This is a genomic window from uncultured Brevundimonas sp. (assembly GCF_947305955.1).
In the GTDB taxonomy this organism is placed as follows: domain Bacteria; phylum Pseudomonadota; class Alphaproteobacteria; order Caulobacterales; family Caulobacteraceae; genus Brevundimonas.
Map to the genome: position 1 here is coordinate 1 of NZ_CAMZFB010000060.1, position 15005 is coordinate 15005.

Annotated in this window: 12 protein-coding genes and 1 pseudogene; 9 read left to right on the forward strand and 4 right to left on the reverse strand. The window is 63.0% G+C overall.

Going from position 1 to position 15005, the window contains the following annotated elements; translation table 11 throughout:
- From Q0Y42_RS12725 to Q0Y42_RS12740, 4 genes and pseudogenes are all read right to left on the reverse strand, one after another.
- Window positions 1-611 (reverse strand): annotated as a pseudogene (locus Q0Y42_RS12725) (carbamoyl phosphate synthase large subunit); the annotation flags it as partial.
- Window positions 612-621: 10 nt separating this feature from the next.
- A complete protein-coding gene (locus tag Q0Y42_RS12730) occupies window positions 622-897 on the reverse strand; it encodes a hypothetical protein (protein ID WP_297804349.1) in 276 nt (91 codons plus the stop codon).
- A 298-nt stretch (window positions 898-1195) separates the two neighbouring features.
- Window positions 1196-4492: a TonB-dependent receptor gene (locus Q0Y42_RS12735; protein ID WP_297804351.1), complete on the reverse strand. Its 3297-nt coding sequence runs from the start codon at window positions 4490-4492 to the stop codon at window positions 1196-1198.
- 250 nt (window positions 4493-4742) lie between these two features.
- Entirely contained in the window at window positions 4743-5438 is a 696-nt protein-coding gene (locus tag Q0Y42_RS12740) for an HAD family hydrolase (RefSeq protein WP_297804353.1), read from the reverse strand.
- A gap of 108 nt (window positions 5439-5546) precedes the next feature.
- Here Q0Y42_RS12740 and Q0Y42_RS12745 point away from each other — a divergent pair, with 108 nt between their 5' ends.
- The 9 genes from Q0Y42_RS12745 to Q0Y42_RS12785 all read left to right on the forward strand — a co-directional run.
- A complete protein-coding gene (locus Q0Y42_RS12745; RefSeq protein WP_297804355.1) occupies window positions 5547-6866 on the forward strand; it encodes an amino acid permease in 1320 nt (439 codons plus the stop codon).
- A gap of 87 nt (window positions 6867-6953) precedes the next feature.
- The gene (carA, locus tag Q0Y42_RS12750; protein ID WP_297804357.1) at window positions 6954-8114 is read left to right on the forward strand and encodes a glutamine-hydrolyzing carbamoyl-phosphate synthase small subunit; all 1161 of its coding nucleotides are present in this window, start codon (window positions 6954-6956) and stop codon (window positions 8112-8114) included.
- On the forward strand, window positions 8115-9086 hold the full coding sequence (locus Q0Y42_RS12755; RefSeq protein WP_297804359.1) for a hypothetical protein: 972 nt from the start codon (window positions 8115-8117) through the stop codon (window positions 9084-9086).
- A 113-nt stretch (window positions 9087-9199) separates the two neighbouring features.
- Window positions 9200-9979: an enoyl-CoA hydratase-related protein gene (locus Q0Y42_RS12760; protein ID WP_297804361.1), complete on the forward strand. Its 780-nt coding sequence runs from the start codon at window positions 9200-9202 to the stop codon at window positions 9977-9979.
- Entirely contained in the window at window positions 9976-10869 is an 894-nt protein-coding gene (locus Q0Y42_RS12765) for a crotonase/enoyl-CoA hydratase family protein (RefSeq protein ID WP_297804371.1), read from the forward strand. The genes Q0Y42_RS12760 and Q0Y42_RS12765 overlap by 4 nt, the downstream gene beginning before the upstream one ends.
- 116 nt (window positions 10870-10985) lie before the next feature.
- Window positions 10986-11960, forward strand: a complete 975-nt coding sequence (locus tag Q0Y42_RS12770) for a nitronate monooxygenase family protein (RefSeq protein ID WP_297804363.1) — start codon at window positions 10986-10988, stop codon at window positions 11958-11960.
- A 17-nt stretch (window positions 11961-11977) separates the two neighbouring features.
- Window positions 11978-13150 carry an acetyl-CoA C-acetyltransferase gene (locus Q0Y42_RS12775; RefSeq protein WP_297804365.1) on the forward strand — a complete coding sequence of 391 codons (1173 nt, stop codon included), beginning with the start codon at window positions 11978-11980 and terminating at the stop codon, window positions 13148-13150.
- Window positions 13151-13174: 24 nt separating this feature from the next.
- Window positions 13175-13954 (forward strand): SDR family NAD(P)-dependent oxidoreductase, encoded by a 780-nt coding sequence (locus Q0Y42_RS12780; protein ID WP_297804367.1) that lies wholly within the window; start codon window positions 13175-13177, stop codon window positions 13952-13954.
- Between the two features lie 147 nt (window positions 13955-14101).
- The coding region (locus tag Q0Y42_RS12785; RefSeq protein ID WP_297804369.1) for an enoyl-CoA hydratase-related protein at window positions 14102-15005 on the forward strand (904 nt) is incomplete at its 3' end.

The following is a 15005-nucleotide window of genomic DNA, read 5'->3' on the forward strand; positions in this document are numbered from 1 at the left end:
ACTTCGGTGGTCGGCGACAGGTCGAGGCCGCGCTCCACGATCTCGTGGAACTCCTCGACATTATAGGCGATGCCGCCGCCGGTACCGGCGAGGGTGAAGGACGGGCGGATGATGGCCGGAAGGCCGACGAAGGCCAGGGCGTCGTCGGCTTCGTCGATGTGGTGGATGGCGCGCGAACGCGGGCTCTCGAGGCCCAGCTTGTCCATGGCGTCACGGAATTTCTGGCGGTCTTCGGCCTTGTCGATGACCTCGGCCTTGGCACCGATCATCTCAACGCCATATTTGGCCAGCGCGCCCGAGGATTCCAGCGCCAGTGCCGTGTTCAGCGCGGTCTGGCCGCCCATGGTCGGCAGGAGGGCGTTGGGGCGTTCCTTGGCGATGATCTTTTCGACCATTTCCGGCGTGATCGGCTCGATATAGGTGGCGTCGGCCACCTCCGGGTCGGTCATGATGGTGGCCGGGTTCGAGTTCACCAGAATGACGCGGTAGCCCTCGGCCTTCAGCGCCTTACAGGCTTGTACGCCCGAATAGTCGAACTCACACGCTTGGCCGATAACGATCGGGCCAGCGCCGATGATCAGGATGGACTGGATGTCTGTACGCTTGGGCATCGGCGTCTACTCAGTTCACGACCACGCACTCCCAGCCCTCGTAGTCGAGCTGGAAGGCCGCGGCCCAGGATTGCATCATGGCCGACACAGGCGCGAAGGACGCCTCGTCGACCGGCATGGTTGTTTCCAGGACGGTCATATCGCCCTGGCCCCGCGTCAGAAACCCGGCACGGCGCGCGACTTCGCAGAGATCGCCGTGCAGATCCTCGTCGCCATAGAAATAGAACAGGGTGTGGCGCGGCGTGATCCCGCTGTCGCCTTTTTCGGCGAGAGCGGCGCGCACCATGGCGTCCTTTTCCTCATGGCTTTGATCTGAGTACAGCGAAGGTCTCCACGCGCACGACAAACCGGACTCACGAGCTTCCTCGCGGGCCGGTCCGTTTGGGTTGTCGGTTAAGCGGCCCGTTTAGAGACGCCTGACCCTGACGGCAAGGGGCAAACATCGCTCGAACGGGGAAAACCCGACCAATGTGGGTTTTGGGGGACCGAGCGGTGGGGAAGTGTGTCTGTGGTGTGGCCAAAAGAAAGGGCGGCCCCCCGTAAAGGGACCGCCCGTAAAGGTGTCAGTCAGATGACTGTCGGGATTAGAACGGCTTGAAGTTCAGGCCGACGAAGAAGCGACGACCGTACGGGTCGAAGTTCGAGTTGATCGTCGTGCCCAGGATGTCGCGCTGTTCAGCGTCGAACACGTTCACCACACCGGCACGCAGGGTCAGGTCATCACGCACGCGGTAGCGGACGGTGATGTCGTGACGGGTGAAGTTGCCGGTATCCAGCTGGTCGCCCAGACGGCTGTCGGCGTTGTTCACGAAGTCACGCGGACGGACGATGTTCTGTGCGGTCTGCCAGTCAGCGGTCCAGTTGATGTTCCAACGGTCATCCGGCTTCCAGGTCAGCGACGAGGTCAGACGGACGCGCGGGTAGAAGACGCTGCCGGCCAGTTCATCGTAGTCGCCCGGATCGGCTTCGTTCAGGTACTGGCGCTGTTCGATCAGGTAGCCACCGTTCAGGCGGTAGTCGAAACGACCCCAGTTCTTGCCCCAGTCAGCCGTATCCCAGCTGTAGGATGCACCGAAGTCCAGGCCCTTGGTTTCCAGCGCGGCGTAGTTGAACGAGCGCTGGATGAAGCCACCGATAGGGTCACCCGACGGTGCCCCCATGCCGAACGGGATGTCCGGGTTGGTGCGGAAGATGGTCGAGCAGGCGTCCATGTTCAGTTCGGCACCGTCGACGCAGTTGGCAGCAGCACCGGCAGCCGAGACCGAGGCAATGACCTTGTCGATGCGGATGTCATAGTAATCCAGCGACAGGGTCAGGCCCGGAATGAAGCGCGGTTGCAGGACGGTCGAGAAGGTGAAGGATTCCGATTCTTCCGGTTGCAGGTTCGGGTTGCCGCCCGATACGCCGGCGATGCCCGAGGTGTAGTTCGGACGGAAGTCGTCGACGTTGGTGTCGGTGGCGCCGGCGAAGTCGAAGCTCAGGCCCTGTTCGGCAGCCAGTGCCGTACAGTTCTTGATACGGTTCGCCTTCTTGGCCTGGTCGTCGAGAGCGACGATGTTGGCGGTAGCGCACGGGTCAACGAAGCTGTTGGCGAAGGTCTGGCCGTAGGGCGAGAAGTTTTCGCCCAGGTTCGGGACGCGGACCGAGGTGTTGAACGAGGTCTTGAAGGTGATGTCCGGGATCGGACGGTAGACCAGGTTGACGCCATAGACGTCGACGTCACCGACGGTCGAATAGTCGGCCCAGCGGTACGAACCGCTCAGCTCGGCGTATTGACCCAGACGGCTGTCGCGGAACAGCGGGATCGACAGCTCGGTGAAGAGTTCCTTGGAGTCATAGCTGACTTCCGGGAAGTCGGCACCGGTGTTCAGGAACAGCAGACGGTCGCCAGCGGTCGACGAGCGGCCAAGGGCGGAGGTGGTTTCCTTGCGGTACTCACCGCCGAAGGCGAAGCCGATGTTGCCAGCGCCCCACAGGTCCCACAGCTCGGTCGACATCGAGGCGATGGCCTGGTGCTGTTCGTTCATTTCTTCGACGCGGACGAAGGCGTCGACGTATTGAAGGGCTTCGGCCGACTGGTTGCCAGCGCCAAAGACGTTCAGCGGGGTACATTCGGCCAGCGACTGGCGACCGTATTCGGTGTCGTTCAGATCGCCACCGCGATGCTTGTCGGCCACCGGCAGGCCCTGGGCGTTCAGCAGGGTCGAGCGGCAGACGATGGCACCGGGCGTGCCGAGGACGCCAGCGGTGTCAAAGACCGCGTCGGCGGCCAGTGCCATGCGCTGGGTGTCGACAGCGCGTTCGATGTTCTCGACCTCGACCTTGCCGTAGGTATAACCGATGTCCCAGTCGATCGACTTCATGAAGCCGAGCTGACCGTGGCTGCCGTTGAAGCCGACGACGTAGCGTTGAAGCTCACGCGAGTTGGTCTGCGAACGATCCGGACCGAACAGCGAGTGGCGGGCGAGCGGCAGGGCGCGCGATTCGATCAGCTGACCCGGTGCACCAGCGGTCGGCGGTGCATAGATGTCGATGCGGTTGGCTGCGATGGCGTCCTTGATGTTCTGCGGCAGGAAGGCGTTGTCATCCCAGCGCAGGTCAAAGGCCGAGGTGCCCCAGATCGAGTTGGTGTCGTTGGCGGCGTAGGAATCGTTATCGAGGTCGATATCGAAGAAGGTCGGCTGGCCGCGCATATAGGTGTCTTCGGTCACATACTTGGCCGAAGCGTGGAAGTTGACCGAGTCGGTAAGACGGAAGTTCAGGCCGACTTGATAGCGCTGCGATTCCGATTCCGGGATACGGCTGTAACCAGCGACCTCGCCCAGCGGCATGCCGTCGCCGCCGATGTTGTACGGGCGGTTGATGCCGGTGTTGCCGACGCGCTGGCCGAAGTTTGCCAGGCGGCCGGTTGCGCCGTCATACACAAAGGTCTTGCCCGGCATGATGCCGTAGCAGTTGGCCGCGTAGCTGAAGCCACCGCCCGGGAAGCAGTTCTGGTAGGCCACATTCGGATTGGCCAGTGATGAAGGCTGCTGCAGGTTGGCCAGGGTGGTCTGACCCCAAGGCAGGATGTCCAGACGGTTCACGCCGAAGAACAGTTGGGCATCGGTGATGCCGTCATAGACAGCCGAGTTCGGGTCGGCATCCACACCCAGGCGGATCGGGGCGCGACGGATCCAGTCGATGTCCAGCGACTGGACTTCATCGACCTTTTCGTACTCGGCGTGGCCATAGATGTTCAGGCGGTCGTCGAAGAAATTCTTGCCTGCCAGCACCGAGACGCGACGGGTGGCTTCGCCGTTGTCGTTGATCTGGCCGTAGTTGGCGTCGATCTCGAGACCTTCGAAATCCTTCTTGAGGATGAAGTTCAGCACGCCCGAGACGGCGTCGGCACCGTAAACCGACGATGCACCGCCGGTGATGATTTCGACGTTCTGGATCAGCAGGCGGGGAATGGCGTCGATATCGACAGACAGTTCGCCACCCGACGAACCGACGTGACGGCGGCCGTCAACGAGGGTCAGGGTGCGGCCGGCACCCAGCGAGCGCAGGTTGGCCAGCGACAGGCCGCCGGTGTTCAGCGACGAGCCGGTGGTGTCGGACGGAACTTGCGAGTTCGACAGGGCCGGAATGGTCGCCAGATAGTCGATGACGCTGGTTTGGCCGGTCGACAGGATTTCTTCTTGGGAAACCTGGATCAGCGGGGTCGGGGCGTTGGCGACGTTACGACGGATACGCGAACCGGTGACAACGATCTCGCCGAGATCGGACGCTTGGTCTTGGCCGGTCGGGGCGGGCGCGGTTTGTGCGGTAGCACCGGTCGCGGCCAGAGCGCCTGCGAGGACGGTCGTTGCCAGAAGGTGGATACGAATATTACGCATAGTTGGGGGAAGCCTTTTGAAAGCCTGAAGGTAATCGAACCTAGGTTTTCCAAAGGCTTTTTAACTACGACTTAGGTCAAGCTGAGCCGTATTCTAAATGTGTCAACTATGAGTGTTCAATGTGAAGTTGTGGCAATCATGTTACGGAATTGAAGTAATTAAGGCTATATTGTGTCTAAGCTTTACCATTACTTTTATGACCGTTGTATAGCCAAGATTGTTCTAAGCTTGGCTATATTGAGAGGACTTTCTATTCTATATGGCGGAGCCAGTTGGGGAGTTCGCCGATGTTGGCGAGGCTGACGTAGCGGGGGTGGCCTTCGGGGGCGTCGGCCAGTTCGTGGGCCCAGGTGATGTGGTAGGGAATGTGGATGCCCCATGCGCCCGCCTCGATCGGGGGCAGGACGTCCGACTTCATGGAATTGCCGGCCATGGCGGTCTGTTCGGGGCGAAGGCCGTGGCGTTCGAAGATTCTCTCATAGGTGGCGCGGTCCTTTTCGGACACGATTTCGACCGCGGAGAAATGCTCGCCCAGACCCGAGGCCGCGAGTTTGCGTTCCTGGTCGATCAGGTCGCCCTTGGTGATCAGGACGAGGCGGTATTGTCCGGCCAGTTCGACCACGGCCTCTTCGACACCCGGTAGCGGTTCGACCGGGTGGTTCAGCATTTCGCGGCCTGCGGCCAGAATCTCGCGGATGATGTAGGCGGGGGCCTCGCCGTCGCACAGCTCCATTGCCGTTTCGATCATCGACAGGGTGAAGCCTTTTACGCCGTAGCCGTAGAGGCGCAGGTTGCGGCGCTCGGTCGAGGCGAGGCGCTCCATCATAACCGGCTCGTCGGCGTGGTCGGACAACAGGTCGACAAAGCGTTTCTGGCTGAGGCGGAAGATGGTCTCGTTGTGCCAGAGGGTGTCGTCGGCATCGAGGCCAAGGGTGGTGATGGGCATGATGGGCGTTCGGTCTAAGACAATGTTGAGCCACTCTATGCGCGAGGCGGGGGGTGCCGACAAACGGCGAATAGCGACGAGGCGACAAAAACACGGTAAGGGCGAGCTATGAGCCAGATTGATGCCTTGCCTTCCGATAACACCCGCCGCCTGAGTTGGGCCGTTGCCGCCCTTGTCGTGGCGGGCAATATGATCGGGTCCGGAGTCTATTTGCTGCCGGTGACCCTTGCGCCGACGGGCAGTTCCAGCCTTGTCGGTTGGGTGGTGTGTGGTGTGGGTGCGGTCCTGCTGGCGCTGATGTTCGGCGGGTTGGGTCGTTATCTGCCCAAGGCGGGCGGTCTGGCCGATTTCGCCTCGGCCGGTGTGGGGCGTTTCCTCGGTTATCAGGCGGGGCTGTTCTATTGGGCGGCCTGTGTGGTTGGCAATGTGGCCGTAGCCGTGGCTGCGGTCGGCTATCTGGCCTTCTTCTTTCCGGTTCTGAAGGAGCCGGTGTGGGGGGCGGTGGCCAATCTGGCCATCATCTGGATCACCACGGCCATCTATGCGCGCGGTACGCAGTCGGCGGCGCGCTTCGGGGCGTTGAGCCTTGTGCTGGGTCTGGTGCCGATCGTTCTGGCCATTATTGCAGGGGCTATTGCCTTCAAGCCGGAGGTGTTCGCTGCCAGCTGGAGCCCGTCGGGCGAACCGCTGACCAAGTCGGTTCCGGCGTCGCTGGCCATCATCTTTTGGGCGTTTCTGGGTGTGGAGAGTGCGGCGGCCCTGACGTCGCGGGTTCGCAATCCGGCGCGTGATGTGGGTCTGGCCTCGGTAGCGGGCGTGATGCTGGCCTTTGTCATCTATGTGCTGGCCTGTGTGGCGGTGTTCGGCGTGATTCCTGCCGGCGTGCTGGCGGAATCGACCAGCCCGTTTGCCGATCTGGTGGCGCGGGTGATGGGGGCTTCGGTCGCGGGCCTGGTGGCGGCCTGTGCGGTCATCAAGACGACGGGCACCATTGTCGGCTGGACCATGACGGGCGGCGAGACGGCGCGTGCCGCTGCCGAGAACGGCTGGCTGCCGCGTCTGTTCGGCGGCAAGGTCAAGGGCAAGACCCCGTGGACCAATCCGCTGATGATGGGTGTTCTGATGAGCGTTCTGGTGCTGATCAGCGTGCAGCCCAGCCTTGGCAAACAGTTCGAGATGCTGATCGGGGTGACGTCGGTTCTGACGCTGGTGCTCTATGCCGTCTGTTCGATGTCGCTGCTGACGATTTCCAACAGCTGGACGTGGCGTCTCGTCGGCGTTTGCGGGCTGATTTTCTCGTTCTTTGCGGTGGTCGCGGCGGCCGGGGACTATGTCCTGCCAAGCTTGGCCTTCTTCGCACTGACTTCGCTGGCCTGGTGCTGGGTTGGCCGCACCAATGACACGAAACTGGATAACATAGAGGGATAAGACAGAAGGCGGGTTGACCGTGGCCCGCATAGTTCTTAGTGACCCCGCCGTTTATCTACTGTTTTCCCCGCTTTAGGAGCCCGTGCCATGACGTCCAAGATTTTGTCCGGTGCGACGGGTGTTCTCGTTCTGGCTGATGGCACGGTGCTTTCGGGCGTCGGTGCCGGTGCTACCGGATCGGCGCTGGGCGAGGTGGTCTTCAACACCGCCATGACCGGTTATCAGGAGATCCTGACCGACCCGTCCTATATGAGCCAGATTCTGGCCTTCACCTTCCCGCACGTCGGCAATGTCGGTGTGAACGGCGAGGACATCGAGCAGGTGACGGAAGTCGCTGGCAAGGCGGCTGTGGGCGCAGTCTTCCGCGACGTGCCGACCGAGCCGGCCAACTGGCGTTCGGGCGGTTCGTTCGACGCATGGCTGAAGTCGCGCAACATCGTGGCGCTGGCCGGCGTGGACACCCGCGCCCTGACCCAGCTGATCCGCGACAAGGGTGCGCCGCACGCCGTCATCGCCCACGATCCGGAAGGCAAGTTCGACATCGACGCCCTGGTCGCCAAGGCGCGCGACTGGTCGGGTCTGGTCGGTCTGGACCTCGCCAAGGAAGCCACCACCCTTCAGGCCTTTGAATGGGACGAGGGCGAGTGGGAATGGCCGGCAGGCTTTGCCAAGGTGGACGCCACCGACAAGAACGTCGTGGTCATCGACTATGGCGTGAAGCGCAACATCCTTCGCGCTCTGGCCTCGACCGGCTGCAAGATCACTGTGGTTCCGGCCAATACGACTGCTGAAGAGGTTCTGGCCCGCAATCCGGACGGCATTCTGCTGTCGAACGGTCCGGGCGATCCGGCGGCAACCGGCGAATATGCCGTGCCGGAAATCAAGAAGCTGGTCGCCAGCGGCAAGCCCGTCATGGGTATCTGCCTCGGCCACCAGATGCTGGCCATCGCGCTGGGTGCCAAGACCATCAAGATGGATCAGGGGCACCACGGCGCGAACCACCCCGTTAAGGACCTGACGACCGGCAAGGTCGAGATCGTGTCCATGAACCACGGCTTTGCCGTGGATCAGGCCAGCCTGCCGGAAGGCGTGGAGGAAACCCACGTCAGCCTGTTTGATGGCACCAACTGCGGCATCGCCCTGACGGGCAAGCCGGTCTTCTCGGTACAGCACCACCCCGAGGCCTCTCCGGGGCCGACGGACAGCCTGTACCTGTTCCAGCGTTTTGCGGATTACATGCGAGGCTAAATGAGTTCACCGGCGGTGAAGTCAGCGTATCTACGCTGGCTCGCCGCCGCGCTGGCGAAGGTGAGGGGGGCTACCTCAGCTATCGCGGCGGACGGGCAGGATCTGGTTTTGGGATATGCGACGGGGTACGACGTCGCGGACATCGCCATCTTCGTCCGTTCATTGCGTTCACATTACAAAGGGGCGATCACCCTTGTTGTGGACGACGAGCCCGAGCTTCGGGCGTTTCTGAAATCGCATGATGTCGAGGCGGTCGATCCGCCGGACGTCAGAGACGGAGAGGTGGACTGGGTCCCTCATCCTGTCGTTTCGCGCTTTGCGGGCGCGGCTATCCTTCTTGAACAGCGGCCCTGGGTGCGAAACGCCCTTTTGACCGACGTGCGCGATGTGGTTTTTCAGGGCGACCCTTTGACCCCTGCGCCGACGGGGCTGGAGTTCTATGCCGAATGCGACGAGCCGTTGGCCGCGCATGGCTTCAACATGAAATACATCCGCGCTGTGGCGGGCGAGAGCCTGAGTGAGATGGTGGCGGACAAGCCCTGCATCTGTGTGGGCACGGTGGTGGGGCCGAGGCGCGATCTGATCCGGTTCTGTCGTCTGAACCTGATGCTGGGGGCTATTCCGCGCTCGGAGATTGGCGGGGCGTTCGGGGCGGATCAGGCGATCTGTAATCTGGCGGTGCATCTGGACCTGCTGGAAGCTGAAGTGAAGGCCAATCACGGGCGGGTGGCGACGCTGGGGATGGTGCCGTCCAGCCGCCTCAGGATCGTGGACGGGCGTATCCAGAACCCTGACGGCAGTGCGAGTCCGATTGTCCATCAGTATGACCGCCACCCCTTGCTGATGACGGCCATGTGGGCGCAGTGGGCCGCCGATATGGAACGGCGCGAGCGCAAACGGCCGAGAAAGTTCGTCGATCGGCTGGAGCGGATGTTGCAGTCGGTACGCCGCCGCACGGTCGAGATGCGCTGATCGCGACAGAGTTTAATCAATCGAACAAATAATATTGACGTAACCGCGTGACATGTGCGGCAATGGGACCCTGTCCGGCGCGTATGTGCCGTCGTGAATGAGGGAGGGGCCCCATGGCACTGGTCGAACTGGAATGGCACGGCGATGTTGCCGTTGTGCGGCTGAATGATCCGGCGACGCTGAATGCGGTGTCGCTGGCGGTGATGGACGAACTGTCGGCGGCGCTGGATCAGGTGGAAGCCAGGGCGCGGGCCATGGTCCTGACCGGCACTGGCAAGGGGTTCTGTTCGGGAGCCAATCTGGCGGGCGGTGGCCTGACGGGGATTGGCGAGGCGGACTATGACGCCGGTATCGGGTTGGAGACCCATATCAATCCCTTGATGGTGCGCCTGACGCAGCTGGCCTGTCCGTGGATTTCTGCGGTGAATGGTGCGGCAGCAGGCGTAGGGGCCAGCTTTGCCCTGGCGGGTGATCTGATCATCGCGAGCGAAAAAGCCTATTTCCTGCAGGCCTTTGCCAAGGTTGGTCTGGTGCCGGATGGCGGCTCGACCGCCCTGTTGGTCAAGACGATCGGGCGCGTGCGGGCGATGGAGATGATGCTGCTGGCCGAGCGTCTTCCGGCGGCCAAGGCACTGGACTGGGGTCTGATCAACCGTGTCGTTTCCGACGAGCGCCTGTTGGACGAGGCGGTGGCCTTGGCGGGGCAGTTGGGCGGCGGGGCAGCATCGCTGCGCGAAATCCGCAAGCTGGCGTGGACGGCGGTGGACGGCAGCTTTGCCGACAGCCTGTCCGCAGAGCGCGTGGCCCAGCGCAAGGTCGGTCAGACCAAGGACCACGTGGAGGGCGTGATGGCCTTTGTCCAGAAGCGTCCAGCCCAGTTTACCGGAGCCTGATCGTGCCGTTTGAAACCCTGAAGTACGAGGTGGCGGACGGTATCGCCACGGTGACCTTGTCCCGACCGGACAAGATGAACGCCTGTACGCCCAAGATGATCGAGGAATTGATCGAGGTGGTGGACCTGACCGACGCCGATGATGCGGTCAGGGTGGTGATCTATACGGGCGAGGGGCGGGCGTTCTGCGCGGGGGCCGATATCTCGGGCGGGCCGGGCGGCTTTGTGGACGAGACCGCCGAGGCGCGTCTGGTCAATGCCGACGGGTCGCTGAACTATTCCGATCCGGCGGCGCGTGATGGCGGTGGGCTGATTACGCTGCGCCTCTATCGGTCGTTGAAGCCGACGATTGCCGCGATCAATGGCGCGGCGGTGGGGGTGGGTGTGACCATGACCCTGCCGATGGATATCCGGATCGCCTCGACGACGGCGCGATTCGGATTGGTGTTTGCGCGGCGCGGGATTGTGCCGGAGGCGGCGTCGAGCTGGTTCCTGCCCCGTGTGGTGGGGATTTCGCGGGCCATGGAATGGTGTGCGAGCGGGCGTGTGTTCGGGGCGGAAGAGGCGCTGGAGGGCGGGCTGGTCCGTTCGCTGCATGCCCCCGAAGAGTTGCTGGATGTTGCACGCGGGATCGCACGCGAGATCGCGGACAACACGGCCCCTGTCTCGGTGGCGCTGACCCGCCAGATGCTGTGGCAGGGGCTGGGGTTCAACCATCCGATGCAGGCGCACCAGATCGACAGTCGGGGCATCCTGTCACGCAGTCGCAGCGCCGATGCAAAGGAAGGCGTCGCGGCCTTTCTGGAGAAGCGTCCGGCGGTATGGCCGCAGACGGTTTCGGGCGACATGCCCGACTTTTATCCGTGGGCCGACGAGCCGGAATATCGCTGAATCGCATAGGGGAGGCAGTAAATTCAATCGTACGATTAAATTGGCTTGCCTTCCGTAGCGGTATCCGGCCTTAATATTCACTGATCAATTAGTTTTCCACTCGCTGGAGGGACGCCTTGCTGAAAACGCGATTTACCGAGGCCTTCGGGGTCGAGCATCCTATTGCGCAAGGCGGGATGCAGTGGGTCGGCACGGCGGAGCTGGTGTCGGCGGTGGCCAATGCGGGGGCGCTGGGCTTCCTGACGGGCCTGACCCAGCCGACGCCCGAGGCGCTGGCCAAGGAGATCGCCCGTACACGGGAGATGACGGACAAGCCGTTCGGGGTGAACCTGACCATCCTGCCGTCGATCAATCCGCCGCCCTATGCCGAGTATCGCGCGGCCATCATCGAGAGCGGTGTGAAGGTGGTCGAGACGGCGGGTTACAAGCCGCAGGAGCACATCGACCACTTCAAGATCCATGGGGTGAAGATCATCCACAAATGCACGGCGGTCAGGCATGCCCTGTCGGCCGAGCGGATGGGGGTGGATGCCATCTCTATCGACGGCTTTGAGTGTGCGGGGCATCCGGGCGAGGACGATATTCCCGGCCTGATCCTTATTCCGGCGGCGGCGGACAAGCTGTCAGTGCCAATTTTGGCGTCGGGCGGGTTTGGCGATGCACGCGGTCTGGTCGCGGCGCTGGCCTTGGGCGCAGACGGCGTGAACATGGGCACACGCTTTTGTGCCACCAAGGAAGCGCCGATCCACGACGCTTTCAAACAGGCCATGGTCGCCAATGATGAACGGGCCACCGACATCATCTTCCGCACCTATCGCAACTCGGCCCGCGTGGCGAAGAACGCCATCAGCCAGCAGGTCATCGCCGCCGAGAAGGAAGGCCGTCCGTTCGAGGATGTGGCGCATCTGGTGAAGGGCGTGCGCGGCAAGGAAGGTCTGGCGTCGGGTGACACCGAGCACGGCATCTGGACCGCCGGCATGGTGCAGGGCCTGATCCACGATGTGCCGAGCGTGCAGGAGCTGGTCGACCGCATCATCGACGAGGCCGAGGCGCTTATCCGTCAGCGTCTGTCGGCGCTGGTTTCCAACTGATTTCGGGGATTTGAGCGATGGGCGAGGCCTATATCGTATCGGCTGTGCGCACGGCGGGCGGCCGCAAGGGCGGGCGTTTGCGCGAATGGCATCCGGCCGATCTGGCGGGCGCGGTTCTGGATGAGCTGGTGGTGCGCTCCGGCATTGATCCGGCCCTGATCGAGGACGTGATCATGGGCTGTGTGTCGCAGGGCGGCGAGCAGTCCAACTCGGTCGGGCGCAATGCGGTGCTGTCGTCCAAACTGCCCGAAAGCGTTCCCGCCGTAACCATCGACCGCCAGTGTGGGTCATCGCAGCAGGCGCTGCATTTTGCGGCTCAAGCCGTGATGAGCGGCACCATGGATGTGGTGGTCGCGGCGGGCGTGGAGAGCATGACGCGCGTGCCGATGGGATCGCCGCTAACGCTGTCGCTGAAGGCCGGTCTGGGGGGCTCGACCTCGCCGGGGATGGAGAAGCGTTATCCGGGCGTGGTGTGGAGCCAGTTCAACGGCGCGCAGGCGATTGCCGAAAAGCACGGCTTTAGCCGCGAGGCGATGGACCAGTTCTCGCTGGAGAGCCATCAGAAGGCGACCCGCGCCATCGAGAGCGGGGCCTTCAAGGACGAGATCCTTGTGCTGGATGGCGTGGACAGGGAAGGCAATGCCGTCCGTCACGACGCCGATGAGGGCGTGCGGGCCAATGCCTCGCTGGAAGGTCTGGCAGGCTTGCAGCCGCTCATGGAAGGCGGGGCGATCACGGCGGGCAATGCCAGCCAGATGTGCGATGGCTCGGCGGGGCTGTTGGTTGTCAACGAGCGCGGTCTGAAGCAGTTGGGCGTGCAGCCTCTGGCGCGTGTGCATCAGATGACTGTTTTCGGCGAAGACCCCGTTATCATGCTGGAAGCGCCGCTGAATGCGACCAAGCTGGCGCTGAAGCGGGCGGGCCTGAGCATCGACGATATCGATCTTTACGAGGTCAACGAGGCCTTTGCCTCCATCCCCATGGCGTGGGCCAAGGCGGTGGGGGCGGACCCTGCCAAGCTGAACGTCAATGGCGGTGCGATTGCGCTGGGCCATCCGCTGGGCGGGACGGGGGCCAAGCTGATGACCACCCTGATCCACGCGCTGCGGGCGCGGGGCAAGAGATACGGGCTGCAGACCATGTGCGAAGGCGGCGGTCTGGCCAATGTCACCATTATAGAGGCGCTGTAAGCGCGTCCAAGCGGAGGGAATGCGATGAAGTTTCAGGGACAGGCTGCGGTTGTGACCGGTGGTGCAAGCGGGCTGGGTGCAGCCACGGCGCGGGCGCTGGCGGCGCAGGGCGTGAAGGTCGCGCTTTTCGATCTGAACGAAGAACTGGGCGAGGCCGTGGCCAAGGAAATCGGCGGCGTTTTCTGCAAGGTGAACGTTACCGACGAGGCCTCGGTCGATGCCGGTTTTGAGAAAGCGCGTGCGGCTCATGGGCAGGAGCGCATCATGATCAACTGCGCCGGTACGGGTAATGCCTATAAGACCGCATGGCGCGACCGCGAGACGGGCGAAGCCAAGCATTTCCCGATCGAGGCCTTCAACCAGATCATCCAGATCAATCTCGTCGGCACCTATCGCTGCGCGGCCAAGTCGGCGCAGGGCATGCTGTCGCTGGACGTGATGGAGGATGGCGAGCGCGGCGTCATCATCAACACTGCCTCGGTCGCGGCCGAGGACGGCCAGATGGGGCAGGCGGCATACACCGCATCCAAGGCCGCCATTGTGGGTCTGACCCTGCCGATCGCGCGTGACCTGATGAACGAGGCGATCCGCGTGAACACCATCCTGCCGGGTATCTTCAACACCCCGCTGATGAACGCGGCGCCTGAGAATGTGAAGGCGGCGCTGGCGGCCAGTGTGCCGCATCCGAAGCGTCTGGGTAATCCCGAGGAATATGCCTCGCTGGCGCTCGAGATGGTGCGTAACCCGTACTTCAACGGCGAGGACGTCCGTATCGACGGCGCCATCCGTATGGCTCCGCGCTAAGGCCAAACGGGGCGGAGGCTGCGTGCGCGGCTTTCGCCCTGTCTTGAACGCCCCGACGGGCGTTGCGAAGACCGGCGATCTATGTCAGTTCGATTATGCAAGCGACGAAGAAGAGTCGCGTCGAAATCAGGGTGAGGGAGAAGGGCGATGAGCTCAGTTGGTTCGGTCGAGGTTGTGGGTCAGGTCGGGATTCTGACCATCGACAGCCCGCCAGTGAATGCTCTGGGTCATGCGGTGCGTGTGGCGCTGAATGACGGGCTGAAAGACCTGCTGGCCAATGATCAGGTGAAGGGCATTGTCCTGACCTGTGCGGGGCGCACCTTCTTCGCCGGTGCCGACATTTCCGAACTGGGCCAGCCGTTCAAGGAGCCGGGTCTGAACGATGTGTTCGACCAACTGGAGAACCGCGAAAAGCCGGTCGTGGCCGCGATTTTCGGCACGGCGCTGGGCGGTGGTTTTGAGACCGCGCTGGCCTGTCACCGCCGCATCGCTGTGCCGTCGGCCAAGGTGGGCCTGCCGGAAGTGCATCTGGGCGTTCTACCGGGGGCCGGGGGCACGCAGCGCCTGCCGCGTCTGGTAGGCGTGGAAGCGGCGCTGGACATCATCACCTCGGGCAAGCCGATCGGGGCCAAGAAGGCGCTGGAGTTGGGGCTGATCGACAAGCTGGCCGAGGAAGGCCGCCTGCGCGAGGATGCCATCGCCTATTGCGAGGCGCTGATTGCCGAACACGCCACCGCTCCGCTGAGCCGCGTGCGCGACCAGCAAGACAAGGTTGAGGCTGCCCGTGGCAAGCCGGAAATCTATGCGGACTTCCTGAAGAAGAATGCGCGTGCTTTCCGTGGCTTCAAGGCACCGTTCAACATTGTGAAGGCCGTGGAAGCGGCGGCGGAGCTGCCGTTCGATGACGGTATCAAGCGCGAGTTCGAGCTGTTCGAGGAGCTGGCCGCATCGACCGAGAGCGCGGCACAGCGCTATTTCTTCTTTGCCGAGCGCGCGACCACCAAGGTGCCGGACATCGGTAAGGATGTGAAACCGCTGCCGATCCAGTCGG

Excerpts from the sequence above, each read along its gene's own strand:
- Q0Y42_RS12730 (WP_297804349.1), bottom strand. The coding sequence starts at position 897 with ATGGTGCGCGCCGCTCTCGCCGAAAAAGGCGACAGCGGGATCACGCCG.
- Q0Y42_RS12735 (WP_297804351.1), bottom strand. The coding sequence starts at position 4,492 with ATGCGTAATATTCGTATCCACCTTCTGGCAACGACCGTCCTCGCAGGC.
- Q0Y42_RS12740 (WP_297804353.1), bottom strand. The coding sequence starts at position 5,438 with ATGCCCATCACCACCCTTGGCCTCGATGCCGACGACACCCTCTGGCAC.
- Q0Y42_RS12745 (WP_297804355.1), top strand. The coding sequence starts at position 5,547 with ATGAGCCAGATTGATGCCTTGCCTTCCGATAACACCCGCCGCCTGAGT.
- carA (WP_297804357.1), top strand. The coding sequence starts at position 6,954 with ATGACGTCCAAGATTTTGTCCGGTGCGACGGGTGTTCTCGTTCTGGCT.
- Q0Y42_RS12755 (WP_297804359.1), top strand. The coding sequence starts at position 8,115 with ATGAGTTCACCGGCGGTGAAGTCAGCGTATCTACGCTGGCTCGCCGCC.
- Q0Y42_RS12760 (WP_297804361.1), top strand. The coding sequence starts at position 9,200 with ATGGCACTGGTCGAACTGGAATGGCACGGCGATGTTGCCGTTGTGCGG.
- Q0Y42_RS12775 (WP_297804365.1), top strand. The coding sequence starts at position 11,978 with ATGGGCGAGGCCTATATCGTATCGGCTGTGCGCACGGCGGGCGGCCGC.
- Q0Y42_RS12780 (WP_297804367.1), top strand. The coding sequence starts at position 13,175 with ATGAAGTTTCAGGGACAGGCTGCGGTTGTGACCGGTGGTGCAAGCGGG.